This window comes from Methanomassiliicoccales archaeon, from assembly GCA_029907465.1.
Classification (GTDB): domain Archaea; phylum Thermoplasmatota; class Thermoplasmata; order Methanomassiliicoccales; family JACIVX01; genus JACIVX01.
In genome coordinates, this window is the sequence record JARYLV010000009.1 from 1 (window position 1) to 26935 (window position 26935).

The 26935-nt window shown below is 49.3% G+C and carries 21 protein-coding genes and 1 CRISPR repeat array; of the genes, 9 read left to right on the forward strand and 12 right to left on the reverse strand.

Annotated elements, in window-relative coordinates; translation table 11 throughout:
• Positions 1 to 227 precede the first annotated feature (227 nt).
• Positions 228 to 2375: a chromosomal replication initiator protein DnaA gene (gene dnaA, locus QHH00_04785; protein MDH7508697.1), complete on the forward strand. Its 2148-nt coding sequence runs from the start codon at positions 228 to 230 to the stop codon at positions 2373 to 2375.
• Here dnaA and QHH00_04790 read toward each other — a convergent pair whose 3' ends face one another.
• Together QHH00_04790 and QHH00_04795 are read right to left on the reverse strand one after the other, a co-directional pair.
• The gene (locus tag QHH00_04790) at positions 2376 to 3473 is read right to left on the reverse strand and encodes a zinc ribbon domain-containing protein (GenBank protein ID MDH7508698.1); all 1098 of its coding nucleotides are present in this window, start codon (positions 3471 to 3473) and stop codon (positions 2376 to 2378) included.
• Positions 3474 to 3615: 142 nt separating this feature from the next.
• Positions 3616 to 4428, reverse strand: a complete 813-nt coding sequence (locus QHH00_04795; GenBank protein MDH7508699.1) for a TIM barrel protein — start codon at positions 4426 to 4428, stop codon at positions 3616 to 3618.
• A 228-nt stretch (positions 4429 to 4656) separates the two neighbouring features.
• On the opposite strand from QHH00_04795, the gene QHH00_04800 reads away from it, so the two are divergent.
• Genes QHH00_04800 through QHH00_04810 form a run of 3 tightly spaced genes read left to right on the forward strand, consistent with a single transcriptional unit; the run spans position 4657 to position 6765 of the window.
• A complete protein-coding gene (locus QHH00_04800) occupies positions 4657 to 5139 on the forward strand; it encodes an adenosine-specific kinase (protein ID MDH7508700.1) in 483 nt (160 codons plus the stop codon).
• Complete coding sequence (locus QHH00_04805) at positions 5084 to 5914, forward strand: class I SAM-dependent methyltransferase (GenBank protein ID MDH7508701.1); 831 nt, start codon at positions 5084 to 5086, stop codon at positions 5912 to 5914. The genes QHH00_04800 and QHH00_04805 overlap by 56 nt, the downstream gene beginning before the upstream one ends.
• Positions 5911 to 6765 carry a DNA glycosylase gene (locus QHH00_04810; protein MDH7508702.1) on the forward strand — a complete coding sequence of 285 codons (855 nt, stop codon included), beginning with the start codon at positions 5911 to 5913 and terminating at the stop codon, positions 6763 to 6765. The genes QHH00_04805 and QHH00_04810 overlap by 4 nt, the downstream gene beginning before the upstream one ends.
• Here QHH00_04810 and QHH00_04815 read toward each other — a convergent pair.
• Positions 6738 to 7112 (reverse strand): helix-turn-helix domain-containing protein, encoded by a 375-nt coding sequence (locus QHH00_04815; GenBank protein ID MDH7508703.1) that lies wholly within the window; start codon positions 7110 to 7112, stop codon positions 6738 to 6740. The genes QHH00_04810 and QHH00_04815 overlap by 28 nt on opposite strands.
• A 268-nt stretch (positions 7113 to 7380) precedes the next feature.
• On the opposite strand from QHH00_04815, the gene QHH00_04820 reads away from it, so the two are divergent.
• Positions 7381 to 8292, forward strand: coding sequence for a sulfide-dependent adenosine diphosphate thiazole synthase (locus QHH00_04820; GenBank protein MDH7508704.1), 912 nt, complete (start codon positions 7381 to 7383; stop codon positions 8290 to 8292).
• A 1-nt stretch (position 8293) separates the two neighbouring features.
• On the opposite strand, the gene QHH00_04825 is transcribed toward QHH00_04820, so the two are convergent.
• On the reverse strand, positions 8294 to 13666 hold the full coding sequence (locus QHH00_04825; protein MDH7508705.1) for an ATP-dependent helicase: 5373 nt from the start codon (positions 13664 to 13666) through the stop codon (positions 8294 to 8296).
• A 174-nt stretch (positions 13667 to 13840) separates the two neighbouring features.
• On the opposite strand from QHH00_04825, the gene QHH00_04830 reads away from it, so the two are divergent.
• Positions 13841 to 14890: a carboxypeptidase-like regulatory domain-containing protein gene (locus QHH00_04830; protein ID MDH7508706.1), complete on the forward strand. Its 1050-nt coding sequence runs from the start codon at positions 13841 to 13843 to the stop codon at positions 14888 to 14890.
• 52 nt (positions 14891 to 14942) lie between these two features.
• Here QHH00_04830 and QHH00_04835 read toward each other — a convergent pair whose 3' ends face one another.
• Together QHH00_04835 and QHH00_04840 are read right to left on the reverse strand one after the other, a co-directional pair.
• Positions 14943 to 15539: a FumA C-terminus/TtdB family hydratase beta subunit gene (locus QHH00_04835; GenBank protein MDH7508707.1), complete on the reverse strand. Its 597-nt coding sequence runs from the start codon at positions 15537 to 15539 to the stop codon at positions 14943 to 14945.
• Positions 15536 to 16408 carry a fumarate hydratase gene (locus tag QHH00_04840; GenBank protein ID MDH7508708.1) on the reverse strand — a complete coding sequence of 291 codons (873 nt, stop codon included), beginning with the start codon at positions 16406 to 16408 and terminating at the stop codon, positions 15536 to 15538. The genes QHH00_04835 and QHH00_04840 overlap by 4 nt, the downstream gene beginning before the upstream one ends.
• A gap of 139 nt (positions 16409 to 16547) precedes the next feature.
• Between QHH00_04840 and QHH00_04845 the strand changes: the two genes are divergently transcribed.
• The 3 genes from QHH00_04845 to QHH00_04855 are packed head-to-tail and all read left to right on the forward strand — an operon-like array spanning position 16548 to position 19060.
• Entirely contained in the window at positions 16548 to 17456 is a 909-nt protein-coding gene (locus QHH00_04845; GenBank protein MDH7508709.1) for an ABC transporter ATP-binding protein, read from the forward strand.
• 4 nt (positions 17457 to 17460) lie between these two features.
• Positions 17461 to 18294 carry an ABC transporter permease gene (locus QHH00_04850; protein MDH7508710.1) on the forward strand — a complete coding sequence of 278 codons (834 nt, stop codon included), beginning with the start codon at positions 17461 to 17463 and terminating at the stop codon, positions 18292 to 18294.
• A 13-nt stretch (positions 18295 to 18307) separates the two neighbouring features.
• Positions 18308 to 19060: a molybdopterin-binding protein gene (locus QHH00_04855; GenBank protein MDH7508711.1), complete on the forward strand. Its 753-nt coding sequence runs from the start codon at positions 18308 to 18310 to the stop codon at positions 19058 to 19060.
• Between the two features lie 11 nt (positions 19061 to 19071).
• Here the strand turns inward: QHH00_04855 and QHH00_04860 are convergent, their stop codons facing one another.
• From QHH00_04860 to QHH00_04885, 6 genes are all read right to left on the reverse strand, one after another.
• The gene (locus QHH00_04860; GenBank protein MDH7508712.1) at positions 19072 to 20124 is read right to left on the reverse strand and encodes an NMD3-related protein; all 1053 of its coding nucleotides are present in this window, start codon (positions 20122 to 20124) and stop codon (positions 19072 to 19074) included.
• 1 nt (position 20125) lies between these two features.
• The gene (locus QHH00_04865) at positions 20126 to 20419 is read right to left on the reverse strand and encodes a DUF424 family protein (GenBank protein MDH7508713.1); all 294 of its coding nucleotides are present in this window, start codon (positions 20417 to 20419) and stop codon (positions 20126 to 20128) included.
• A 1-nt stretch (position 20420) separates the two neighbouring features.
• Positions 20421 to 23051 carry an ATP-binding protein gene (locus QHH00_04870; GenBank protein ID MDH7508714.1) on the reverse strand — a complete coding sequence of 877 codons (2631 nt, stop codon included), beginning with the start codon at positions 23049 to 23051 and terminating at the stop codon, positions 20421 to 20423.
• Positions 23052 to 23226: 175 nt separating this feature from the next.
• Positions 23227 to 23739 (reverse strand): DUF367 family protein, encoded by a 513-nt coding sequence (locus tag QHH00_04875; GenBank protein ID MDH7508715.1) that lies wholly within the window; start codon positions 23737 to 23739, stop codon positions 23227 to 23229.
• 341 nt (positions 23740 to 24080) lie between these two features.
• Positions 24081 to 25217: direct repeats of the CRISPR family, unit length 37 nt; unit sequence GTTTCAATATAGAACCTCAGAAAACGAGGATTGAAAG.
• A 114-nt stretch (positions 25218 to 25331) separates the two neighbouring features.
• The gene (locus QHH00_04880; GenBank protein ID MDH7508716.1) at positions 25332 to 26267 is read right to left on the reverse strand and encodes a permease; all 936 of its coding nucleotides are present in this window, start codon (positions 26265 to 26267) and stop codon (positions 25332 to 25334) included.
• A gap of 124 nt (positions 26268 to 26391) precedes the next feature.
• Positions 26392 to 26829 carry a PadR family transcriptional regulator gene (locus QHH00_04885; protein MDH7508717.1) on the reverse strand — a complete coding sequence of 146 codons (438 nt, stop codon included), beginning with the start codon at positions 26827 to 26829 and terminating at the stop codon, positions 26392 to 26394.
• Between the last annotated feature and the right edge of the window lie 106 nt (positions 26830 to 26935).

A 26935-nucleotide genomic window follows, 5' to 3' on the forward strand; every position in this document is an offset into this window, starting at 1 on the left:
TAAAATGTGTTAATTTGATCTTGCGAGAAAGGCTGTTTTTCGAACAAAAAAATGATTTCTCGTTCAAGTAAAGGTTTGGTATAATTTTTAGGACCCCTAAGGAATTTCTGTGCTACTTCCTCTGATCGACGACTAGTGATACTCGTTAAGCGTCCGAAATACCGATGAGCCAGCAATCCAATTACATAAAAGATTTAATTAATCATGATTATAGAGTATTGATTATTTTGCTGATCGAAGCGGGATTCCCTGACGCAAGAGTCATCGAAAAAACAAGTGGTGGTGAGGGAGTTTTATCGAATATTATCGATAGAATCAAAAAGGAATCCTTTTCTGGTTATGCTAGAATAGGTCTACGGCAACCACAGAGTGAATCAGAAGGTGTGATTCTCTTTGAAGCTGGCGAGCCGATAGGTGCCCTATACGTCGACAGGAGGGGGCAGAATAACGCTGAGAAAATTTACAGGGGCGAGAGGGCACTGGAGTTCATTTTCGAGGATTCACAGTATTCAAACGCATCGATCTCCCTACATACTGGGTTAGACCCGAGGGATATTTTGAAGAGATTCGAGGGGGCTGAGATCAAGGGTTTCCAAGTCGTACCCTCTTTTTCAACCCCACCACCATCAAAACCCGTCGACCTAAGTGTCCTCGCTGGTAACATGAATGCGGTCGCGAAGAAAATTGAAAGTTGGGCCCGCGAAGGTTTCGTCGTGTCCCGATTGCTGGATATATATCTGGATGATCCGGATAAGGCTTCAAGAATTCTCCCGCATTTTGAGGCGAATGTCGAAAGGGCGAGAGCTCTTATCGAGCGTCTACGTTTTCTGAATAAGGTAGGGATCGAAAGGGAAGTCGAATCAATCCTCCGGAAAGCGATGGATCCTGAACGGATTGAGGAGGCTGAAATTGAATTCGATCTTCTCGCAAAGAGGATAGAGAGATCAGAAAAGGAGAAGCTTGCGGAGAAAGAGATCCGCCTCGATATTGAGAGGAAGAAACAGAACGAGCGGATCGATCACGTCTATGACCTCATCCTCCAGTATCATAAGATGAGGGCTCTCGGCACGGAGAAAAGGGCGAGATGTCCGAAATGCGGTGAGGTCTTAGATCGTGATGGTTTCTGCTCAAAATGCAACGAGTTCGTTACGCAAAAACCTCAATATGGAAGGGCGATTAACCCCCGTTACACTTTTTCACAGTTTGTCGTAGGTCACAGCAATAGGTTTGCAGTTGCTGCGGCGAAAGCCGTCGCGAGCAACCCAGGAACCGCATACAATCCTCTTTTCATTTACAGCAGATCTGGTCTGGGAAAAACTCACCTCTTGCATGCGATCGGTAACGAGATTCTCGAGAGGCATCAGAATCTATTGGTTATTTACACCTCAATGGAAAAATTCGAAACAGAGCTCATCGAGGCAATATCGTTGAACAAAGTAGAAGAATTTCGAAAAGCCCACTCGAAAGTTGACGTGCTCTTGATCGATGATGTGCAATTTATTGCTGGCAGAGAGCGAACGCAGGAAGAGCTATTCCAGATCTTTAACGATCTCCTTGAGAATGAAAGGCAGATTGTGCTCGCTTCTGACCGGTTGCCGAAGGAGATCCCATCGTTATCAGAGAGACTTCTGACACGCTTTGAATCCGGACTTATTGCGGATATTCAGCCGCCTGATTACGAAACACGCGTCGCGATCCTAGAAAAGAAGGTGAGGGAAGAGCGAATCGCTGTGCCGAAAGAGGTACTTGAGTTCATTGCAAATGTCTGCAGGGACAATGTGAGGCAGCTCGAAGGTGGCCTCAACAGGATCGTTGCGTTCTCTTCGCTCATGCGCACCGACATAGACCTCGCACTCGCGAAAGAGGTCTTGAGTCACGAAGCAGAAGGGATGCGCATCAAAGAATTCAAATTCGACCTCGCCGGCGGTCAAAGTTATTTAGTCGAAGAGCCGAAACCTGAGGTTGCGCACAGAGCGTTCGTTTCAAAGGTCCAGGAGGGCTACAAAGGGCTCGCTATCACAAGGGGGCACCCGAGGAACCTTGCCGGTAAGCTGGGACAACTCCAAGCCACAATTTATTGGCTCACAGACCGCGAATCAACTGTAGTACAGACCTTACCGCCGTCCCTGGAAAGAATCATGCTCGTGATCGAAGAGTTTATCAGAACGAATGAAAAATGCGTCATTCTTCTTGACGATATCCAGTATTTGATCAGCAACACGACCTTTGAGGGAATCGTTAGGTTCATCAGAAGCGTTGTCGATGAGATCTCAGAGACCCCTTCAATTTTTGTCGTCTCGGTTAATGAGGAGAGCCTTAGCCCACAGGATAGATCGATCCTGGAGAGGGAAATGGAAGTCCTCAAGACCTCCTGATCACGAGAGGCGCTTCATTTCGGCCTTGAACTCGATGAGTCTCTCGAGTGTTTCCTCAACATCGTTTCTCTTAAAGGCGACAGCCCCATCTTTCAGAATCTTGATAAGGGAACTGACATCTTTACCTGCAGCCTTCGCATCGAGGAGCGTTTCCTTCGATTTCTTTAACTCTTCTTCTAAGACATCTGGAAGCATTTTTAGCAGCTCTTCCCTCCCTTTCTTTGCGAGAACGCCCATCATCGTCCAATCGCCGTGCTTCCCTGCATCCCGAGCTTCATTGAGAAGCCTTCTCGCCTCCCTGACATCGACATAGAGATACTCGGAATTCTTAATAAGTTTCTCAAGAGCTTCACACATCTCACTCGCTTCTATATAGCGCCCTGTGATCTGCCTGGCGACGCCCTTGGCATTTTCTATTTCGATCAAGGCACCCCTCAAATCACCGGTGTTTATCTTTGCTTTGATGACCTCTAACGACTGAAGGATCGCCTTTGGATCCGAGCCTATTTGACTTGAGACTTCCGCGAGCTTTTCGAGATCTTCGATTTCCCTAGCAATCTTTTCCTCAATGGTACTCTTTGCCCGAGCCAGACTTTCCTGTACAAAATTAACTGCAGAAACAACATCTCTCTGTTTTCCAGCCCTAACCGCCTTGTCGATGAACCGCTTCGCCTCGTTTACTTCAATATTGAATTCATTTGCCATCGCAAGGAGTGACTTGACCTCCTCGACGAGGAGGGGGAATTGTTTTCTCAATTCGATCTCCTTTTCTTCGGCTGCCCTTGCCTCAACCCCTACCGGCGGTTCTTCGATCGCCGTTCCCGTCGCTCCAGCTTCTCCTCCCGCTGATGTCTCGATTTTCTCAGCTCCCTCTTTTGAGATTTCCAACCTTGCATTGCACTTCGGGCACCGTTCGAGTTCGGCTGGTACAGCCGCTCCGCAATTGGGGCATTCAATTTCGATGATCTCTTCGATTACAAATTCGACGCCACATTTAGGGCATTTTGAGACTTCCCCAACGATATGAGTCCCACACTCAGGGCAATCGAACTCGATTTGATCACGACCTTCATTATTTCCAGAGCGGTTGGCTTTCAATAAACCACCAGCGTCAGATATCGATAATCTCTGTTGAGATATTTAGTTATAATCATGATCGTCCAATGAGTGGCAAATAACGATCTCGTTCGATACGATTTCGATCATATTCCCCCCCCAGCTGGATAGCCATTCCCAGGCCCTAATCCTCCAGATTCAATAGTATCTCTTTCATCTTTGCTGCGTCCTTTTCAAGCAATGGCGTCTCGCTGATGACGGTGATGTCGTAAGACCTCTTCTTGAGACAGGGGGCGAGAAGCGCAAAGTCGGGAGATTTTGCATCGAGGGGCAAGTGTTTTTTCTCGCCGGCACCAGTGAATTCAACGGAGCTAAAATGGATATGAAGATGCCCATTGTAGATTTCTTCAAAATATCTTATCAGCCTTTCAAAATCTTCTTCTGTCTTGATTCCGCGATCACTCCTCGCATGAAGATGCGCAAAATCGATTACTGGGCATGTCCCTTCAATCTCTTCAACGACTTTTGCAATCTCTTGAGGCGTCCCCCAATATCCTTTCTTGCCCATCGTCTCGAGCCCGATATATACCCCGATACCTTCATCTTCGAGCTTCTTTCGGCAGCTCTTGATACCCCGAATAATATTCTTCGTCGCGACTTCTGGGGACGCAGTTCCATAGGAGCCAGCATGAACGACAACGATCCATGCGCCCATTGCATCAGCAGCCCTCGCCGATTTCAAAACCCATTCCACGCTTTTCTTAATCGTTTCTTTGTTTGGCGAGTTAAAATTAATGTAATATGGTGCGTGGACACTCAGCAGAATACCAGAATCCCTTCCTTTTTCGCCGACCAATCGTGCCTTCTCTTCGGAAATCATGACCTGTCTGACAAACTGCACCTCGAGCGCGTTGAGACCTAGAGCTCTAATCCGTTCAAGGGCATCAAGCGGCCCTTTACTACCCTCTGGATATCCCGCAGGTCCGAAATAGTACACAATAGCAGATCGATGAGTAACGATATTAATAATGCCCTTGCACCCTGGCGATTTGCCCACTGGTCTCGAGAGTATTCAGAAGGATCATGGGGTATCCGATTTTCAGTTTTTCATGACGATACTACTGAACCTCCTTGTGGTCCGCTGGTGCAATACACTTCAGGCCGCATCGATCCTGTCTCTAAAGATTTTTATTAATGGAGGTTATGTATATACTGGGATGAAACAATGAAGATCGAATCGGTGCTCATCGAGAAACCTCACGATACGAACGTCATTATCGGTCAGTCGCATTTCATCAAGACGGTAGAGGACCTCTATGAGGCACTCATTACTTCTGTACCTGGCATTAAATTTGGGGTCGCGTTTTGCGAGGCGTCTCAAGACAGACTGGTGAGGGTTGATGGCAATGATGAAGAATTGAAATCCTGTGCAAGCCGCAATGCGATGAGGGTCGGTGCAGGACATTCCTTCATCATTGTTCTGCGTAACGCATATCCGATCAATGTGATGAAGAACATCAGAGACGTTCCAGAAATCTGTTCGATCTTCTGTGCGACTGCAAATGAGGTCGAAGTGATTGTCGCAGAATCGCAGCGGGGACGTGGGATCATCGGTGTGATCGATGGCCAGCCACCAATAGGGGTCGAGAGCGATGAGAAAATTAAAGAAAGGCAGGAGTTCCTCAGAAAGATCGGATACAAGCGATAAGGGGGAGTTTGAAACCCTGGATGAGTACGAGGCATCAGCGAAATACTACGATATCTGGACAGAAGACTTTAGAGACGACATCGACTTCTATGTTCAGCTCATCGAAACGGCGGGACCACCGATTCTCGTCTGCATGTGTGGCACAGGCAGAGTTCTGATCCCACTCGCCAAAAAGGGTTATGAAGTGACCGGCGTGGATAGAAGCTCAGCGATGCTCGATCGATGCGCCGAGAAGATTGAACTCCTCGATGAAAAGACACAGGAAAGAATTGATATTATCCAGGGTGATGTGAGGTCATTTAAGACATCGAAACGATTCAAACTAGTGATCCTTCCTTACAACTCATTCATGCATCTCCTCGACACTGCGGATCAGGAGGAGGCACTAAGGAACATTTCCGCGCATATGGCTGGCGATGGTTTGCTTACAATTGCCATCATTAATCCAAAGTTTTCCAAGGTTGGCGGAGCACTTTACCATGCTGGCACGAAATTGACGCCCGAGGGTGAAATCATTTCTCGGTTCGAGTCGTGGGACTACGATCTGGCTTCGCAGAGAATCATGATTCACTATTTTTATGATATCTCGAGACAGGACAGGCCGTTAAGACGTGTCACGACGACATTCACGCTTCGATACTCCAGTTACAGGGAGATGGTCGAACTGCTCAAGCGGTGCGATTTTGACGTACTCGATGTTTACGGAGACTACGCGTTCTCGCCGTTCAAAAAAGATAGCGAACTCATGATATTCCTGGCCAGGAAGATGCGATGAATATAAGGCCGATCAATCTGGACTATACGCTCGGTTGTGGACAAGTCTTTCGATGGAGAAGGCATAAGGATTGGTGGGTCGGAGTTGTTGGCGCGAGGGTTATTGAACTGAAACAGGAAAATGATTTCATCGAAGTACGCGGAGACGCTGATGAATATTTCCTCCGCCAGTATTTCAGAGCGGACGATCATGTTGAGCGGATTTACGGCGATATCTCCAAAGACGACTATATCTCAAATCTCGTTAAACGATACAGAGGATTGAGACTGATCAGGCAAGACCCCTGGGAGTGTTCCGCATCTTTCGTGCTTGCTACCTACGCAAACATTCCGCGCATTGAGAAGATGATTGAAAACCTGTGCATGGCCTTTGGAAAGAGGATCGACAGCTACCATTATTCTTTCCCCACACCAGAGAGCATCGTGGGAGATGAGACGGCTGTACATCGTTGCGGTCTCGGTTTTCGTTGCAATAGGTTCGTCCAATTTGCCAGGCGTGTCTATGACGGCAGCATCAATTTTGATGAGCTCAGGGAAATGGAATACGAGGATTGCGTCCGAACACTAAAGAAATTTGAGGGGGTCGGAGACAAGGTCGCAGATTGCATCGCGCTCTTTTCTCTCGATCAACTAGAGGCTTTTCCGATCGATGTCAGGATTGCAAGGGCCGTGAGAAAACACTATGGTGTTGAAGGAAATTATAAAAAAGTTAGCAAATTCTGCCGATCGTATTTTGGTGTCTACGCTGGTTACGCTCAGGAGTTTATCTATCTCTCAGAGGCGAAAAGCAATACGGGGTTAACTTTCATTGATGAGAGAGTTAGTCAATCCACGCGGGGGCAGATGCATTGAGGCGCTCTGACACCCGTATAGCTTTCGTAAATCGAAACGAGCATACCGCACTTCTTGACCATTTCGCAAATTCTGCAAGTCTCTGTCACAATGTCCGATCCATTTAGGATCCTCATGGCTGCTCGCTCTACCTCTCTCTTAAATTCCTCGTACTTTTCACTTGTCTCGATCTCCCTGCTCGTACCGCGCTTTGATTTCAAATACTGTGAGATCGCGGCATCGGTTACCCCGAAACGGCGGGCGACCTCGGCTTGCGTCATCCCGTGCTTTTCGACGAGTTCCCTTGCCAGTTCTCTGCGTATCGAAGGCAGCACATACCAAACAATCAGCTCACATGGGATCTTCATATAGGCCCGTGATATTTTAACGATATTAAAGATTTTATAATTTCCCTTTCGACTCTCTCGAAAGATAGACAGAAGGTTAGCTGGGCGCAAGCCTTATGATCTGGGATTTAGTAAGTTGATTCTCCACCAGCGTCTATGGATTGAAACATGGTCCAAAAGGCTGATTTGGGAGCAGATCACGAGCCCGAATTCGGCTTACTCAACGAAAAATCATTGATTGTACGCAATTCTGTGCTCTGATGTTACCAGCGGGTATGCGGTGATTTTCATGGCCGAGAGGCTCTCAGATTTGTGTAAGTGGACAGTATGGCCTCCAGTTTCCGAAGTTGTTCTTATTTCAAACAACAAATTCATAAAGGAAGATTGTTGTTTCATGAACAACTCTAAATCGGACGGGTGTCGTCTCATGCCAATTGACGAGGTTATAATTACGAGAAATATCGTCGAACGGTTTTCGAGAGAGTTTATCGAAAACCTCGATGTGGACGTTGTTATTGCGGGTGCTGGTCCGTCGTCCCTCACTGCGGCGAGATACCTAGCAAGGGGAGGAAAACGGGTTGTTATTTTCGAAAGGCGTCTCTCGCCCGGTGGTGGCATGTGGGGGGGCGGAATGACTTTCCCGGTCATCGTCGTGCAGGAGGAATCGAAGTTCCTTCTCGAGGAGATAGGAGTCAGGCTAAGAAACGAAGGTAACGGCTACTACACAGCGGATTCAGTCGAATCATCAGCCAAAATGATTGCTGCAGCAATCGATGCAGGTGCTCGACTCTTTAACGCGATTACAGTCGAGGACGTAATGATCAGGGACTCTAAGGTGACTGGAGTTGTCATAAACTGGAGTGCTGTGGATATTGCGAACCTTCATGTCGACCCAGTAAGCGTGAGGGCAAAATACGTGATCGACGCGACAGGTCATGCGGCGGAGATCTGTAAGATTGTGCAACAAAAAGCAGGAAAACTGCGCACGCCATCAGGCAGGATCGAGGGCGAGAAGAGTATGTGGGCAGAGGTCGGCGAAAAGATGACCGTCGAGAACACCGTCGAGGTATTCCCGAACCTTTACGTCACTGGTATGGCGTGCAACGCTGTAATGGGTGCGCCTAGGATGGGCCCGATCTTCGGCGGTATGCTCCTGTCAGGAAAGAAAGTTGCCGAACTCATCTTGAGCAGAAAGGAATGAATTAGACTTCACCTGGATGGGTTTTCTCGTAAAACTCCTGGACTTCCCAGTCAGGGATCTTTTCCTCCCTGCTCTTCCTAAGCGTGAAGTTATTGATCCGCAAATGGGCGTTGAGTATCCTCTTCGCCTCCTGACCACCATGGAATTCATCGAGGTAAAGATCGGTGCCAAGGCGATGGGCTTTGAAACTGCCGATCAAACGAGGCCCTTTAAAGATCGCTTCAGCGCGCTGCCCAGCCTCTTTCTTCAACCAAGGCTGTAGATAGAAGTAGAGGTTGTCGTCGGTCGTGAGGACAAACCCGTCCTCATATTCGATCTCTTTCAATGGTAGATCATTATTCAATATCCAATAAAGTGTTTCATCGTCGCTGATGAAATATCCCTTGGCGAGGAGACCTTCTCTCTCAAGGTTTGCAAGCAGCCTTCTCAAATCCCTCATAGGCATGATGAAGTCGAGCATCCTCGCGAGGTTTTCTGCGCTGAAGATGCCGTAGTTCTCAAAGAGATGTTCAACGAGTCTAGTGCGCGCTTCGTCCACAGTGAGGTCGATGTCTGGCACGACCGATATCCGCCTCTTCCCGTCAAAATATACTGCTGAGATCTCCACGAGTTTCTTGAGCGCCGCGTGCGTCCTCCCATAGCCTAGCGGTGACGCCGTAAATAACTCCTCTCTTGAAATCGAATAATAATCGCTGATGACACGGAGGAGGAGTTTCATGTCGTCCGTTATTTCGCCGTTCCTTGCCTTTCGGCAAAGTGAGGCGAATTCAACGGTCGTGTAGGTCATGAAAGAGGGGATCACTTGTGCTCGAACAAGCATCCCTTGTTCAAGGAGTTTTTTTAATGGGACCCTCACCTTACTCCTGAGATACGCGGGCGGATCGGCCCTGAACCCACCTGTCTTCTTCACCGCCACGAGTACGTTCTCAAAGTTATTTTGCGGATAAATCGACTGCCTCGAGAAGATGTATTGGAGAACCTGTTCCCATGCGTAGACTTGCGGAACAAAGTTTCCCTTGATGAGGGACCTTCCTATCCGGTGGTATCCAGCATCGTGGAACTTCGCGATGAGCTCATCGGAAAGTTCTTCAACTTGTGCGCCAAGTGCTTCTTTTACCCTTACAATATCGTAGCCCAATTGCCGGTAAAAGACCATCATGTCATCGATCGCGTTCAAAACCTCATCGAGTACGCCATGGTCATCAAGATCGATCGCCCTAATTTCAATGCACCCGCTCATTCTCCACTCTTCGACCGCTCCGATCAAGGTGCCATCGCGCATCACTGGATAGACCCACTTATCGCCGTACCTCGAAGCGATCTCGGTCCAAAGAGGTTGAACCACAGGATCGTGGAGTGATCTTATACGAGTCTCTTTCACGGAGCCAGTGAAGCATTCGAGCTTATCGAGCTCGTCGGCGAAGATGAACATCTCCACCTGCGATTCGCCCACATTAATCCTCGCTATTTCCTCCCTATCAAGGATCGCCTCGATTTCTCCTGGCGAAAAGCCAGTATAACCCAGGACTGCTTGCAACGAAACCGGGCCATAGGCTCTGACGAATCGCCTAACAATTTCCTCCTTCGCATCACCTTCGTATGGTGGAACATTGAGGCAGCCGTAAAAGTTCTCCCTCGAAAGATTTTCGTTTTCGTCGTAGAGCCTAATGATCAAAAGATTCCTGTCGAGCCTCTCGAGAACCGTTCTCAGCTGCTCTTTCGTCATGTTCACGAGGGAGGCAAGTTGCCTGAAACTGAGGCTGCCGTGGCGCCTGATGAGATCAAGTATCTCGATTTCCCACCGCCCGATCGCGGATGTGCTGTAAGCAGACACATAGAGCGGCGCATCATCCGATAAAACATACCTCACGCGCCCCCTATGGAAACGCCCGAGGAGTATCCTACCAGACTTTCTTAAGCACTCCCATTCTTCCATCGTAAACCCTGGCACACGATAGAAGACATCGAGGGGGTCACCTACCCCTCCGAGGAAGCGGAGGCATTCTTCGATCGAATTGAAGGGGCCATCGAGCTTCCACCTGCGATAGGATTCGACCGTCCTCGAATCAAAAGCCACAAGGCTTTCGCTCCGCAACCTAAGATAGTCGACACGAAGCATGTACTGTGGCTTCTCCGAGACGATGAATTTACCCTTGACGAGGACACCCTCGTTGACGAGTGATTCGACTGAGTCTAGAACCTTTTCCTCCGCTTGCATCAATGCATATGCAATCTCTTCGACCGTCGCTGGACCGTTTGAGGCAAGGAATTTGCGTACGGCGATCTGCAGGGAATCATCGTACGGTCTCTTTGTGATGTCCCGGCGCTTAAAGAACCACTGGCCGCCCCTATGCGCAACTCTTCCGACGAGTTGGGTTGATTCCAGAACATGGATGACCCTGCTCACCTTTTCAAGGTCAATTCCGATGGTTTGCGCAATCTGTGCCTGCGTTTTTTCTTCACCGAGCGCGTCAAGAACTCTTCGCTCGAGATCGCCGAGCGATCGTTCTTTGCTGAACACAGTCGCGAATGTATTGAGATCATCACTTGCGACGAAGTAAAAGTCATCAATGAAGACCGATGCAATCTTCATCTCTTCGAGAAGCTCCTCTGCCCACTTCTCAACGGTCTTTCTGTCTTTCGAAGCGTAGGGATAGATACTCCGCGCTCGCTCTTTGAAAATTCTCATCGGCCCTGCGAGCCTGAGCAAATTAAGGATATCCTCCTTTTTCTCGATCGTTCCGAGCTTCTTTCTAAAGTAGGCAGCGACTCGTTCCGAATCGAACTCAAATTCTGATAGCTCAGCGACGAGAACTTTAGAGAGAATCTTGCGATGGAGTTCCTTCAGCAGGGAGCTACGGTCCTCCATCAACACGATGTCAGAGATACCAGCAAGGATTACGCCGTGGGCAAACGGCGAGGGGGTTGAGGAGTAGTCAATTGCCTTGACGGCGATCTCCCCTTTTTCAATCAAGGACAATACGAGCTTTGCATTTTGGAGGTCCATGACATCGTTGAGGATTTCCCTATAAGTCTCCTCAATGATCGGCATCTTCTCTATATTACCAAGTGCGTCAAGGAGATAGCCCGAGCGAAGCTGTTGCCTATTGACGGAGACTTCTCTCCCCTTATAATTCCTGAGAATCATGAAGCTCCTTGCGGCCGTGTGGCGAAACCGCTGTTTGAATATCTCAGAGTCCCTGACGGCGCGCCGGAGAATATTTTCAAGGTCGTTACTCGACACAATCTTCTCAATCCCGTCAAGATCGACTCGCTTTGGCATGTTCAATAAGAATGCATCGTCTGTTACAGACACGCTGACATTGCAGTTGAGAGACTTCGTAAGTTGGAACGCGTATGCGCGGGAAAGAGCGTCGTTAACGCGCCTGCCAAAGGGGAAGTGGAAGACGATACTGTAGTTGCCAGCCATGTCCCTGTAACCTTCGACCACGAGCACGCGATCATTCGGTATTATGCCACAGGCTGCCTGTTGCTCTTTGAAGTAACTGATGATCGATCTGGCAGACCCGTAATCGATATTGAAATCAGCGACAAGCCACCTGATCGTTTTTTCCTCGTCTTCTTTGAGCTTCGCCGCCATCTCCCTGCGGAAGCGTGCAATCTCGATGGAGAGGTCGAAGCTCCTTGGTAACATCTCACCTGTCCACGAAGGAACTGTCGGTTTCCTTCCCGTCGCCGTCTTGACAAAAACCCTCATGCCCTTTGTCCTGACATACTCATAGGTTCTTCCGCCGAGCACGAAGATGTCCTTCGGCGTGAGACGTTCGACGAACTTTTCAGATACGTCGCCCACTTGTCCTCCTTTTTCTGTATAAACGGTATAATTCGCTTCCTCCGGGATCGTCCCAAGATTGAGCGAGTAGATCATCCTCGCTCCCCGCTTCCTGCCAAAGCGCCCTTCCACCTCGTCGTACCAAATCTTGGAGTAAACACCCTCAAACTCATCCTTGCTCCCGAGGTAGCGGAGTACGTCGTAAAACTGCTCCTCCTTTAGATTTCTGTAGCAGTATGAGCGACGAATGATCCCCAGCGCATCCTTTACATCCCATCGCTTCTCGATCGACATACCAACAATCGTCTGTGCCAGCACATCGAGACAGTTCTCAGGAATGCTCACCCTGTCGATCTGATTCCTCTTAACAGCCCTCGAGAGCACGGCACATTCAACGAGATCATCGTTGTCGAAGACGATGAGCCGGCCCTTTGAGGTCTGCCTATAGCCGTGACCGCTTCTCCCTATTCGCTGGAGCGCTTTCGCCACCGACTTGGGCGAGCCGATCTGGCAAACGAGATCAATCGACCCGATGTCAATACCTAGCTCAAGGGACGTCGATGAGACGACGCATCTCAATTCGCCCTTCTTCAGCCGCTCCTCGACATCGAGTCTTGTCTCCTTGCTCAGACTCCCGTGGTGTGCCTCGATTGCCTCAACGCCCCTCTCTTTCAGCTTGTACACGACGTTTTCCGTTCCAGATCTTGTGTTGGTGAAAATGAGTGTCGTCGTGTGCTTCTCTATGAGATCCTTCAGCATGTCGTACATTTTCGAATTGACGATTTCGTAGGGTAAGGCAGTCATGTCCTCTGTTGGGCAGAGGACCTTCAAGTCAAGGTTCTTCTGGCTTCGTACCTCAACAATCTTGATTGGCCTCTGCTTCCCATCCTCAAAACCTGCAAGGAATGCAGCGATCTCCTCGATTGGGGCGAGGGTTGCCGACAGACCGATTCTCACGAATCGCCTTTCGCAATACGCCTGGAGCCTTTCGAGCGTTAGGGAGAGCATCACGCCCCTCTTCGAGTCGCAGAGCTCGTGAACCTCGTCTACGATCACATATTCCACTTCCGAAAACCGCTCCCGAAACTTCGGGGCTGCTAGAACCAGTGCAAGCGACTCTGGAGTAGTGATGAAGATGTGCGGCGGCCTTCTCAGCATTCTCTGCCTCTCATAGGACGAGGTGTCACCGGACCGCACGCCAACCCTGATATCTGGGAATTCCAGGCCCTTTTTCTCTGCGAGAGCTTTCATCTCCCTCAGCGGTTCCTCGAGATTTCTGTTGATGTCGTTCGCGAGGGCTTTCAATGGGGATACATAGACCGCATATACCCTGTCTTCCAGCTTTCCCTTTTTTGAGTAGCTGACCAGCTCATTAATGATTGCCAGAAAGGCGGTCAGTGTTTTCCCTGAGCCCGTTGGTGAGGATACAAGAACGTTCTCCCTCCGGTGAATGAGGGGGATCGCATAAGATTGCGGCTCAGTCAGATCCTCAAATTTACCGTTGAACCATTCCGCGATCAGCGGATCCATGAGAGCGAGTACTTCCTCTTTCGTGTAGCACCGCGTAACTCGTTCGATCATCAACCTATCTCTCCGAACTGAAATCAAAATTCATTGATCGTTCTCATATTACTAATTTACGAAGAGGGGTTCCATAGGGAAGAGGACACATTCCCTCAGGGATCACCACAAATTATCCAACGAATTTCATGTTTCGCAATTAATTTATTCTCAGCAGTCTATAGTACGCCTGACATGAGAACCTTTTCTGCCTTTCTACTCATCGCTGCCATGACTTCCATTCTCTTGCTACCTGCCTCTATCAGTTCTCTCGCGCAAGAGGATAATTACCACATCAGAGGGTTTGTTTTCGACGATACGGGCTCGCCACTTGCGGGGGTCAACGTCACCGCGGTCAACACGACGACAAACTCCGTGTTCTTTTCCATTTCTAACACCTCTGGCGAATACAACCTATCGCTTCCTTCTGGCACGTACAACATCACAGCCTCCTTAACGAACTACACAGCGAATATCACCTATCACAACGTCATCGTCGATCCCTCACACATTCCAGTTCTCAATTTTACGATGTCTGAAATCCTCGGAACGCTGACGGGCCACGTCACAAATGGTACAGCGCCGGTACAGGGAGCTACTATTCATCTGAAGAGTTCAAAAAACAACTATTCGGCTGTGTCTATGGGCCCGCTTGGCGAATACACTATTAACAGGGTTGCACCGGGGATCTATGTCGCCTATGCAGAAAAGCAAGGATACTGGACTTCATATTACAATGAGCCTGTCGTCATTCTTCGGGGAAAAAAGACCGTTCTCAATTTCACACTACTCGAGCAACCCGCGAAGCTCTACGGTCGAGTCTATTTTGGGGAAGGACCAGTTGCTGGCGTACAAGTCATCCTGCAATCGCAGAGTTATTCGGCTTCTACGACAACAGATGCAAATGGCAATTACACATTTTCAAACGTTCCATCTGGAACATACTCCCTTATATTCAGAAAACAGGGATACCAAGAGAGGACGGTTCAGATCACCCTCTCGCCGTTTGAAGAAAAGCGCTACGATCTTTCCCTTGAGAAAGAGCTACCCCAGGGAAACGGTGGATTCATTCCGGGGTTCGATCTCCCGCATTCCCTGATGGTCGTCGCCCTTTCCGTCGCGATCGTCCTGCTGATCATATCCCTTTTCATCCGCTTCAAGACTATCGAGAACCCTGAACTGCTGGCGCGCGGAGAGCCGGAAGTCGAAGAGCAAGAAGAAAAGAAGACTGATGAAGGGAAATAGTGAACCCAGGATCATCACTCAAAATTTCATGAAAAAACCGACTGACACCCCGTCACTTCTTCAAGCCTAAGCTTTGCCGCACCGCGGGAAGATTTTCTTTCACCCGCCTATCCACCTCATCATAAAGGCTCTCGCCATTTGCATCGATTCCGACGATGAGCGGACCGAAATCCTTTACTTCGAATACCCAAAGTGCCTCAGGCATTCCCAAATCAAGCCATTCGACACCGACAACTCTATCGATTCTCTTCGCTGCTATAACAGCAGCACCGCCAGTGAAAGCGAGGTAAACACATCCATAACGCCTCATCGCTTCTGCGGTTTGCCTTGACATCCCGCCCTTCCCAATGATCGCTCTCACACCGAAGACCTCGATGAACTTGGGTTCGAGTCCATTCATCCTTGCACTTGTCGTCGGGCCGGCGGCCAGCACCTTCCAATCGTTTCCCTCCTTCTTCACGATCGGCCCGCAGTGGAACACTGCTGCATCTCTCAAATCAACAGGGAGCGTTTCCCCGCGTTCGTGCATTTCGAGTGCCCGACGATGCATCTCGTCTCTGCCCGTGTAAATGATGCCGCTGAGCCTAACCGTGTCACCAGCCCTGAGCGACCTGATGACTTTTTCTGAGAGAGGGGTTGTGAGGATCATTGTGACCCCCCAGGCAGGTAAATGACTGTCCCGTCCTCAAAGACTCTCGCCGTTGCCCTTCGCGCCGCCCAGCATTGCAGATTAATCGCAACTGGTAGACTCGCTGTGTGGCAGTACGCCGTTTTAATCTTGACACCGAGGACTGTCGTTCGTCCACCGAGCCCCATCGGCCCTATACCCGTCTGGTTGAGCGCTGAATGAATCTCCCGTTCCAGCGCAGAGAGATCGGGGTCAGGATTCTCTTCTTCGAGGGAAACAAGAAGTGCTTCCTTTGCCAACGTCATAGCAATATCAGAAGACCCGCCGATGCCGACGCCCACAATAACAGGCGGGCACGGCTTCCCGCCGGCGCCAACAATCGTTTCCAGAATGAATGCCTTGATCCCCTCCAGACCGTCTGAGGGGTTGAGCATTTTCAGCGCGCTCATGTTCTCAGATCCGGCTCCCTTCGGCATAACCGTGATTTCGAAGTAATCTTCCTCCCCTGGTGAGAAATGGACGTAGGGCATCCGTTCGCCGATATTATTTCCAGGATTCTTTCGTGTGATCGGGTGGACGACGTTTGGCCGTAGCGGGATCTCTTCCGTTGCCCTCCTCACTCCGGCTTTGATCCCTTCCATCACCTCCGGGGTACACTCACCTCTGACAAAGAAGAGGGGGATCCCAGTATCCTGGCACAAAGGAATCGAACATGCCGACGCCGTTTTGACGTTCTCGAGGATCGTCTGTAACTGGACCCTCGCAACATCAGAGACCTCAGATTCAATTGAGTTCTCTAGCGCGCGGAGGACGTCACTGGGAATCGTCATTGAGGCCCTTCGCAAAAGATCCACAACAACTTCTTCAATCAGATGGGAGGAGATCATCATACCACACAAAATGTATTGGGGCATTTGGAAATAATGTTTTGTCTGCGCTACCAAAAATTTAATATCGTAACTCCTTCGTTCAACGGTTCACTCAAATCAGTAGGTCATTCATATGGATGCGCCCATTGTAATTGAAAACTTGACGAAGGAATTTAATGGCTTCAAAGCAGTTGATACGCTGAACCTCACGGTCAAGAAGAAATCGTTCCTTGGCTTCCTCGGCCCTAACGGTGCCGGGAAGACGACGACGATCAAAATTCTGACAAGCATGCTTTCAGCCACATCAGGCCGTGCCTTTCTCAACGGGATCGATGTGACGAAGGACCCAAAGAAGGCGCTCGCTGGTGTCGGTGCTGTCGTCGAGACACCTGAGTTCTATCCCTACCTAACGCCTATTGAGACCTTGAGTTACCTCGGCACCCTGAGAGGGATGTCCAAGAACGAGATTGAGAGGAGAAGCAAGGAGGTCCTCGAAGTCGTCAAGCTCTCGGAATGGGCGAATAAAAGGATCGGTAAGTTTTCAAAAGGAATGAAACAGCGCCTCGCGATCGCGCAGGCACTCCTGCACGAGCCCACTGTCCTTATCCTCGATGAGCCGACGTCGGGACTCGACCCTAGAGGAATGGTTGAGGTCAGGAATATCCTCAAGGAGCTGAAGAAGGGCGACTACACGATCTTCATGAGTTCACACCTCCTCAACGAAGTCCAAGAGGTGTGCGAAAGCGTTGCCCTTATCGACCGGGGGAAACTCTTGCTACATGATACCGTCGACTCGCTGACACGCAAGACGCGCGTGAAGGACCTCGAAGTGCGGGTACTACAGCCATTGGATGGCTACATGGTCGACCGTATCTCTCACTTTGATGGTGTCATTTCGGCAGATCCTCAGGGAGACCGACAGCTCAAAATCACCTTCGACGGTGATGAGCAGATGCAGGCAAAGCTGTTGACCGACATCCAGGCATTAGGCCTCAGGGTCGTGAGCTTTAGGGAGATAGGGGTCGCACTGGAGTCACTTTATATGTCGTTGATCAAGGATTCGAGGTGAGGAGATGACCGTCGATAGCAATATCCCATCAGACTTCAGCCAGATGATGACTGTCACCCGGTACGAATTCCTCAAGTATCTAAGGAGCAGGCGCCTCCTTGGAATTTTTGTTCTTGAATTCCTCATGATCGCACTCATCATGGTCGTCCCTCCTGCACTAGGAAGGGATTATCCCGATGACCCCGCGGAATTCTCACAGCTCTTTGTTCAATGGGTCTGGTTTTTGATCATCGTCGGGACGACATTGCTGGCAAGCGATTCCCTCGTGTCAGAATTCCAGAACAGAACGGGGTACCTCATCTTCCCCAACCCCGTGAAAAGAAGTGTCCTCTTTGCAGGGAAGTTCCTCGCGTCTGTTGGCATCATTTCCGCGGCATTAGGGATTTTTTACGGCGTTTCCTCTGTTCTTGTATTCGCGGTCAGAGGTAGCCTTTCTGAACTAACAGCGTCATCATTCGGCCTCGCGATTCTCTTCGCGATTGCGGCCGTCTCAGTCGCATACCTCATCAGCGCTGTCATGAAGGGTTCGACTGGAGCGCTCGTTCTCACCTTCGCCCTCTTCTTCCCGATCCTCCTCATCGCAGACGGGATTCTGACGTTCGCAAAGGTCAAGCCAGACTTTTCCATAAGTTTTGCTTCTGGCGTGATCAACTACATTATGGAGACGCCCTATCCAAAGGACTTCGTTCAAACGATAAACTTGCCTGGTGGCGGCGTCTTTGAAATCGCGAACTATTACCCTGAGGTGACGACAGCGATTCTCGTTGCGATTGCGTACAGCGTCATTTCATTACTCCTCGCGTTCATAATTTTCTCTAGGAGAGAAATGGCAGCGTGACGGAGGAGATCGGATGAAAATCGAGATCATTCACATCGGCGATGAGCTTCTCACCGGGGAAATAAATCCCTATCCAACACAGATGATACAGCTCGTCAGGGAGAAGAATGCTTCGATCAATATGATCACGATCCTCAGGGACGATAAACAAGAAATCACGGATGTACTACGATTTGCCGAGCGGAGGGGTGTTGACTTAGTCATTATGACAGGTGGCCTCGGCCCGACACTCGATGACGTGACGCGGTACGCCCTCGCCGATTTCCTCGGCGTTGACCTTGAGATCCACCAGGAAGCTGTCGGTTGGCTGAGCGAAGCAGTCGAAAGAATGTACGGAAAAAAGCCAGTTCTGACCGACGAGGCGCTGAGAATGGCCACGATTCCCAAGGGCACGATTGCGCTTAAGAACATCACTGGGGCGGCATGCGGGATCGAGGCGAAAAAGGGGAAAATGACAATATTCTGTTTGCCAGGATTCCCGAGAGAAATGATCCCGATGTTTGAAACATATATCCTCTCGAGAATTGAGGGCGAGAACCTCTACACAATGGAGATCAGGGCATGGAGGGGCGAAACGACGATGGAGCCCCTCTTCAACCAGATCGTCAAGAAATACAGGGTGAAAATAGCCTCACTACCTGATGAGCAGTGGCGAGAGAGGGGGAATAGGGTGATAGTTAAGGGGGAGAAGGAGGAAGTAGAGAAGGCTGTAGAGGAGCTGAAAGCCCTCATTGAGAAATCCAAGGATGCCTTCATTGAGGAATGAGACTCGATCCTTCATTCTCCACGTGATCTTTCATGCACATGCGGAATTAGAAAGACCTGGTTTTCATGGACGACGACTTTCACTTTCCTTTCTTTTACGGTATAAGAATGCGGTTTCTTGACGACGACGGGCTTCATCGTTGTGGGGTCGAGGACCTCGATTTCCTTCTTCTCTTCCCTCAACACGACCGTCTCCGAAATCTCCTCGCGACCTACGACCACTGGTGCAGATTCCAATTCGCCACTACCGAACATCATCGGTTCATGAGTCTCGAGGTCGACCAATCTCGCTCCATGCACGCCGATCCCTTCGACATAGTACATCCTGCCGTTGTAACGAATGACATCACCGATTCGATATGAAGGGAGCCGGACGAGGTAGGTCACCCGCTTAATATTCTTTCCATCTTTCTGGCCGACGAGCTTAGCGGACTCTTTGAACTCTGCCCCGTGTAGTCTCGAGATTTCCCTTGAGACGGATTTGCCGAGGGATGATGAGGACAAGTAAACATCAAAGCCGCCCTGTTCCTCTTTGACCTTCGAAATAAATGCGTCCCTGCTTTTCCTCGAAGCTGTTTCGACGAGCGCTTCGATCTCAGATAGCAACGATTCCTTTTCTTTCGGGGGGAATGCCCGGCCCCTTGTCCTGATCTGGATGATCGATTCATAATATGATCCTTTAATCCTGCTGCAGCGCTGGCACAACCCCTTCTTGACGCGCACTGTCGTCTCCAGCCGTTCATTCTTGACGAGGTTTTCGAATCTGATAGTAAGATCAATCGCCAAATTGTAATTCCTCTCGTCTCTCTGACTGATGGTGACAGCGGCATCTTCAACCCAAGCGCCCTTGCGAAGATTAATCGATTGGAGCGCAATTGCTTCAGCGGCGTCTTCGATCGAGGCGTAGTCCTTCCAGTTCCTATCGAACAAAAATTCACCGCAGAGTGCACATTGTACTAAATCGACGTGATCTGGGATATCCGAGAAGCGCGTCTTGGCGATGAAGCATGAGGCGCATAGATTTTCGTATGTAGGGCCTTCACGGCCGCACTTGACGCAGAACATTCTAGATTCTCACCATCTGTGCGTGTGGGACGCCGGCAATCCTTAGCACGCACTCTTCATTGATAAAGTTATGCCTGATTGCGATCCCCACCGTCAACTCCCCGACGAGATTGGCGATCGTCGCGATTGAAAGCCTATTGACCAGCGTCTCCTCGTCTACATCTTCGCCTTCGTAGAAGTCCTTGACTACCTCAATGTGCAGTTCCCCCTCTCTGAACATTTTTCCGAGGAGGTCTTTATCACATGCTGCGACGACGATTTCCTCTCCCCTCCGGTAGACGCGCGCTGTGATCAACTCATTCCTCCGACGCCAGCTTATAGTAGCCTGGTGAAGGCGAATAGATCTCGCCAGCCGTGCTCAATCGTTTCAAAAGGAGTCTCACCCTGTCCTCGGGTATCCCCTCCCTATCCGCGGCCTCGACGAGCGTTTCAACAGGGACTCCTTTTCTCGGATCCGAGAGATCGGAAATCAGCTTCCTCAGCACACCGATCTGCTCGCGCTGCGACTTGCTCGTGCCCGTCGTGATTATATCAATGTCCAGTCTCCCCGCTTCTCCGGCAATCTTTCTTAAGTAGTACTCAACGATCCTCACAGCGCGGTGTGCATCCTCCGCAGTGACGAGGGGGCTCAGCCTCGCGCGCGCACTCGCCTCGGAAAGGCGGATGAAGGCCTCGAGCTGTCTCGCGGTGATAGGGACTGAGGCACCCTCGCCCTCCCCCTGCTTCCTGATCTGGAGGTAGTAGTCGTGGATGATTTTCATAGCCTCATCCGTCAGCACTGGTACGAAGCGCTTCGAGTACGCGATGTACTTCCTGAAGAAATCCCTCGAAAAGACTGGCGTGAGCTCCTGGCTATCAGCCATGATCTGATTGATCTTAATCTCTTTAATCTCGCTCAGGTCTTTATATTTCCTGATCTCACCCCACCGGTGCGCTTTCAGTATGTGATTGGCAATCTTCGCATCGAGGTCTGCATCTGGCTTATCGGTCATCGCGAAAATGAGATCAAACCTCGACAAAAGAGCAGGCGGGAGGTTAATCTGGTCGGCAATGTAATTGTGCTCCTCAAATCGGCCGTATTTTGGGTTAGCTGCGCCGAGAATTGCGCATCGGCACTGCAACCTCGCCGTGATCCCCGCCTTTGCGACCGTCACCGTTTGACTTTCCATTGCCTCGTGCATCGCACTCCGGTCATGCTCTTCCATCTTATCGAGCTCATCGATCGCCGCAATTCCTTTGTCAGCGAGGACGAGGGCTCCAGCCTCCAAAGTCCAACGGCCCTCGCCGAATTCGTCCTTGACTGCTGCAGCTGTCAACCCGGCTGCAGACGACCCCTTTCCCGACGCGTAAATACCCCGGGGGGCGAGCTCGGACATGTAGCGCAGCAACTGGCTGTTATGCGAAATGATGCCGTTCGCAATGAAGTTGTGCGTCCCCTCGACCTCAATATCATAGACCCATTCGTCCTCAGCCTTGATCTTTTCAATAGACACAATTTGATCCCAAGAAAGCCCCCTCGCATAGCCAATTGATTCATCAGGTCCTATTTTCCCCCGCCCCTCTGCAACTGCGATGTACCTCCCGACATCAAGTTTTATGATGCTACGTGGCTGCACCCGCGGGCCGTTCTGTACGAAGAGTGGGTGGGTTGGGGTCGCGGTTAACGTCTTGCCGCTAGCGGTCGTCACACGAAGGAGGTAATCTGGCGACTGCCGCTTCCATACTCTGACTGCCTTTCCTTCCTCGATGACCCCGCGATGCGAAAATGTGAGAACCGCCAAATCTGTCTCAGCGTAGACCCCATCATCGATTTCCACTGGATTCGTTCTTGCTAGTACTTCCTCTACGACATCCCCGATCTTTCTCCTCGTCCCATCGCTCAATGTAATTTCAGTCTCATAGGTCACGCACTTCGCAACACCAGGATCGCCGACGAGGAGGATGTGGATATCGCCCCTGACCCTCGTGCCGTCCTCGAGTTGTTTCGGCACACCGCCAAAAAGCTGGAGGGCGATCGCCTCCTTCTCAATTTCATAGCCATAGATCGCTGGTGAGATCGATTTAACGATCTTCTCAAAAATATCGGGGCTCCTCGCCTGCCGTATAATTTCTTGCTCGTCCTCCTCGCTAATCGTGATCTCCTCGTATTCGTGTTGCTGAAATTCCACGGAGTTAATGTCAAGATTGATGTCGAAGAGCGTAGACTTGATCTGAGCGCCTTTTTGCACGGATCGCAACACGCCGTTGAGAATGACCCTGTCGCCTGGAGATATTTTGCCAGCGATGTCGTCTTCGAGATAGCCGATGAGCCTTTCCGGCTGAGCGCCCCCCCTCAGACCTTCTGGACTCTCCTGTATCTCAATCTTCTGGGTGTCAACATAATGCGACTCTTCCGTCAACAACTTGAACTTTGTTGTGCTCGCGGTCCGACCGCATCCTCCCTGTTCCTTATAGCATTCGAGCGGTTCCTTAAAATAAAGACCTTCTTGCGGTTCCCTAATAACCTGATTACAGCGCATGCATTGGAAAAGTGCACTCGTGATTTTAGGGCGGACTTCTGTCGCCTTCCTTACGAGACCTTCGACAGAAATGAGCTTCCCGAGGTGCTTGCTGCGGAGCTTCCTGATCTCGATCCTGCTGTCCCTCGGAAGACCGATGATCCTCAGATGAATATCAACGCCCTCCCTGCCAGGTGGGGTCATCTTTTTAATAGCCTGTTCTCCAGTCCAGAGCGTTTTGTGCGGGTGTTGGAGCAAATAGTCAGCGATGTCAGGATCGAACTGGTCAATGTCAGAATATGAGACGAGGACGCTTCTCAACTCAGGGTACATGTCCGAGACTTCTTTGACCTTCAGTCTGTACTCTGTCGTCTCGAAGAATTCCTCCCACCTGGCGATAAGATCTTCATTCGTGTACTCGACCGGCAAAAAATCCCTCCCTTGGGCGGACGGATCGGCTGTGCAGTCCTTGCGAAGAGCGAAGGGATATAAGAGCTTTCTAAATAAACAAGTTTAGTCAACAACCAAAGTTGAATAATAAGATGAAATGAGTAAGTGAATCAACATCTCTCAAGATAATAAGGAGGAAAACTCTGGCATTTTGCTATTCCTTTTCACAATATTCCTTCTGGATGTCAACAACTTCGGCACTGCTACTCGCGCGAGCGTAGCGTTCAAGAGGCTCTCGGTTGAGCGCGAGGAAATTATCACCCCAGGAAAACTTGGAGAGTACTTTTTTTGCCTCATCAGGGAACCCCAGTATAAAAAGCGCTGCGGCGACTGCCTCCACACTGCTCAATTTCGTCGGCTTCCCCCAGTTGACTGGATTGGCTGCAAGGAGATAGGGGAGTGCACGGTGTTCGACGTCCTTCCTGATCTTCGGGAATAGGTCGATGTGTTCCCAGGAGATATCCATGACGACGATGCCCTTCTTAAGCGCTCTCTCTCTATCCTCCACAGACAAAGCTTTCTCTGCCAATGGGTTGAGGACGATGCTACCAGGGGGTATTTCGCGAATTGTCTTGATCGTTTTTGCCAAATGCATCCTCGACATTTTTCGCGCGGTGCACTTCTTGGGATCGCACTGGCCAGCGTCGTAGACGTAGACTGGGATCATGTAACTCCATGAATTAATCGCCTCATCCCGATAAAGATTTGCGTGCCTCTACACTAAAGATTTGCAGTTTACTAGCCCTAAATCCATCCAGTTTAGCTAGGTCTGTTGCGACTACAAAATTAGGAATTATTAATTCTTAGACAAGACTCAAAAAATGTACGAGTCGGAATGTGAAGGTCTCATTTCCGGTGGAGGATTTATAAAGACCTTCACAAAACCGATCAAAAGAGCCCCTTTTTTAACAGCTAATTTTAGGAAGCAACTTGTATCTCTATTCGAATTTCTCTCTTAAACAACGAAAAAGAAATCTAATCGTTATGATATTTCGTAAAATAAAGCCGGTTTCAATATAGAACCTCAGAAAACGAGGATTGAAAGAATGAAATTTCGGAATTTATAATTCACCGCTGGGTTGTTTCAATATAGAACCTCAGAAAACGAGGATTGAAAGTGCCTGATAGAACATCATCGTATCCCTGCGTTTTTTTGTTTCAATATAGAACCTCAGAAAACGAGGATTGAAAGCCTTATTTAACTCGTTGTCCAATTGGTTGTGTCAAGTTTCAATATAGAACCTCAGAAAACGAGGATTGAAAGAATATACTCGTTCATTATCGGTACATACAGCGTATTCGTTTCAATATAGAACCTCAGAAAACGAGGATTGAAAGCACGCTAGAGGGGGTGACGGCGGAATGACCCCGCACCGTTTCAATATAGAACCTCAGAAAACGAGGATTGAAAGGTTACCAGCTGGAGTAAAGTATGATAATAAAGGGTACGTTTCAATATAGAACCTCAGAAAACGAGGATTGAAAGATAGTAATATTGCGGTGTGTCTTATGCAAATAGGGTTTCAATATAGAACCTCAGAAAACGAGGATTGAAAGGTCCGAATACCAATTTTGATAGAATTTATCAAGTTCGGTTTCAATATAGAACCTCAGAAAACGAGGATTGAAAGGCGAACCTCTGAAGACCTCCACACGGATCTCTTTGGTTTCAATATAGAACCTCAGAAAACGAGGATTGAAAGATACCCAGCTTGATAAGGAAAGGAGCGGCCATAGCGAGGTTTCAATATAGAACCTCAGAAAACGAGGATTGAAAGTCCTCCTCTAAACCGAAACGTGACACTATAAGAAGGAGTTTCAATATAGAACCTCAGAAAACGAGGATTGAAAGCCCAGCAACTCTTGGCGTATGTACGGCGGGTTAGCGGTTTCAATATAGAACCTCAGAAAACGAGGATTGAAAGCTTCAGCCTTCAACAATGCTTCATGCTCATCCTGACTGTTTCAATATAGAACCTCAGAAAACGAGGATTGAAAGCTGGTAAAGAAAACTTCCCGCAGGCGTTGTTGGTACGTTTCAATATAGAACCTCAGAAAACGAGGATTGAAAGACACCCGTCGCATATGCAACATCAGGTACATCGCTAGTTTCAATATAGAACCTCAGAAAACGAGGATTGAAAGACGATTTGCATAGGGGTTTCCATATCAAGGAAATTTGCAAAGTATCGCTTCGTTTGCTACGAATGGCGCATGCGAAGATCGAATTCTGGTACACACAATATTACCGCAATAATCTCAAATCGAAATGAGGAAATCCGAGAGATACCCTGTCAATATCGCGATGCACAGTATCACAACGATGAAAGCGGCAAGCAATTTCTTTTTGAAAATCGCAGCGAGCATCGTAAGCTCCGGAATGCTTGCCCCCGCGCCTCCAATGATTAAGGCGATCGCCGTACCGACGCTCATACCCTTTTCGACGAGCACGAACCCGATCGGGATGATCGTCTCTGCTCGAATGTACATAGGGATGCCAATCGCAGCTGCTACAGGGATCGCAAACGGGTTGCCAGGCCCAGCATATTGAACGATGATATCTTGCGGGACGAATCCATAAATAAACGCGCCGATCCCAGCGCCTATTAGAAGATACGGGAACATGTGAAGGAAGAGAGACCATGCAAAAGTGCCAGCCCTCTTCAATCGCGGCGCATGTCTTTTCCAGAAATCATCATTCGCCTGTACTAGAACCTCCTCTCTTTCCTCTTTACCAACGACCTCGACTGATTTCAAATAGCGCTCGAATCCCATTGCATCGAGAACAAGACCAATGACGACTGCCGAGACAAACGCGATTATCGCATAAAGGATCGTGATACTCGAACCGAGAAGTAAGAGCAACAACCCAATGATGACAGGATTTAGCAGCGGAGATGCGATGAGGAAAGACATCGCGATCGCGAACGGAACGCCAGCGTCTACGAGACCGATGAATATCGGAATAGTCGAACACGAACAAAATGGCGTCAGAGAGCCAAACGTAGCCCCGATCACGCATCCAAGAGCCTTTCTCCTGTCGCTCCCGAGGGCCCTTTTTATCTTTTCCTCCGAAACATACTCCTGAATGATCCCAACAAGAAACGTGATCCCGATGAAAAGGATCGTCAGTTCGATCATGATGACCGCGAAGAACTCGCCAGCTTGCGCTAAGCTGTTGATTGTTTCACTCATCTTTTCACCTCACCGAGAGGCGCTAGTTTCACGCCATGAGAAGTGGGACTTCACTTTTTCGAGCCTTTCTCCGCTTCCTCCTTTGGCACGATCTTAACGCCGCAGCACCCCTTTTTCGGCTTCGCTAGCCGTTCCTTGAGACTTTTCTTCTCTTCTGACACTTTTCACCCCTCCCTTGATTTTGATCTGGATTTTCACCATGAAGTGACGAGGTGTCCTCTAATTCATCAACCGCTTTCTGGAGATAAGGGATAACTTCTCTCCACGTCGAAAGCGCGCATTCGTAAGCGTTCTTTCCCTTCTCCGTTAGACTGTAAATCTTCCGTTTTCTGCCGTTGACGGTCTTACTTTCAACAGTCGCGTACCCATCTGAAACAAAATCCCTCAGGATCGGATAGATCGCTCCGAAGGTCGGTGTGCAACAACCGCTTGTGAACTCCGTGAGTTTTTCTAGAATGGCATATCCATGGGATGACTGATGATAGAGCGTTCTGAGTATGAGGAACTTCGTGAGTGCCATATTGATCATCGATTTCCAGTACTCCTCATCCTCGAGTTTCACCGTCGTCCTCCTTCTCTTGATTGATATATAGAGGGTCTATGTATATATGAAGATCGTCTATATATTTTTTCTCGGAGACCTCACGGAACAAAATCAATTTCTGGAT

Excerpts from the sequence above, each read along its gene's own strand:
- QHH00_04850 (MDH7508710.1), top strand. The coding sequence starts at position 17,461 with ATGACCGTCGATAGCAATATCCCATCAGACTTCAGCCAGATGATGACT.
- QHH00_04855 (MDH7508711.1), top strand. The coding sequence starts at position 18,308 with ATGAAAATCGAGATCATTCACATCGGCGATGAGCTTCTCACCGGGGAA.
- QHH00_04820 (MDH7508704.1), top strand. The coding sequence starts at position 7,381 with ATGGCCGAGAGGCTCTCAGATTTGTGTAAGTGGACAGTATGGCCTCCA.
- QHH00_04860 (MDH7508712.1), bottom strand. The coding sequence starts at position 20,124 with ATGTTCTGCGTCAAGTGCGGCCGTGAAGGCCCTACATACGAAAATCTA.
- QHH00_04800 (MDH7508700.1), top strand. The coding sequence starts at position 4,657 with ATGAAGATCGAATCGGTGCTCATCGAGAAACCTCACGATACGAACGTC.
- QHH00_04805 (MDH7508701.1), top strand. The coding sequence starts at position 5,084 with ATGAGAAAATTAAAGAAAGGCAGGAGTTCCTCAGAAAGATCGGATACA.
- QHH00_04825 (MDH7508705.1), bottom strand. The coding sequence starts at position 13,666 with ATGATCGAACGAGTTACGCGGTGCTACACGAAAGAGGAAGTACTCGCT.
- QHH00_04875 (MDH7508715.1), bottom strand. The coding sequence starts at position 23,739 with ATGATCCCAGTCTACGTCTACGACGCTGGCCAGTGCGATCCCAAGAAG.
- QHH00_04880 (MDH7508716.1), bottom strand. The coding sequence starts at position 26,267 with ATGAGTGAAACAATCAACAGCTTAGCGCAAGCTGGCGAGTTCTTCGCG.
- QHH00_04830 (MDH7508706.1), top strand. The coding sequence starts at position 13,841 with ATGAGAACCTTTTCTGCCTTTCTACTCATCGCTGCCATGACTTCCATT.
- QHH00_04840 (MDH7508708.1), bottom strand. The coding sequence starts at position 16,408 with ATGATGATCTCCTCCCATCTGATTGAAGAAGTTGTTGTGGATCTTTTG.
- QHH00_04835 (MDH7508707.1), bottom strand. The coding sequence starts at position 15,539 with ATGATCCTCACAACCCCTCTCTCAGAAAAAGTCATCAGGTCGCTCAGG.
- QHH00_04815 (MDH7508703.1), bottom strand. The coding sequence starts at position 7,112 with ATGAAGATCCCATGTGAGCTGATTGTTTGGTATGTGCTGCCTTCGATA.
- QHH00_04810 (MDH7508702.1), top strand. The coding sequence starts at position 5,911 with ATGAATATAAGGCCGATCAATCTGGACTATACGCTCGGTTGTGGACAA.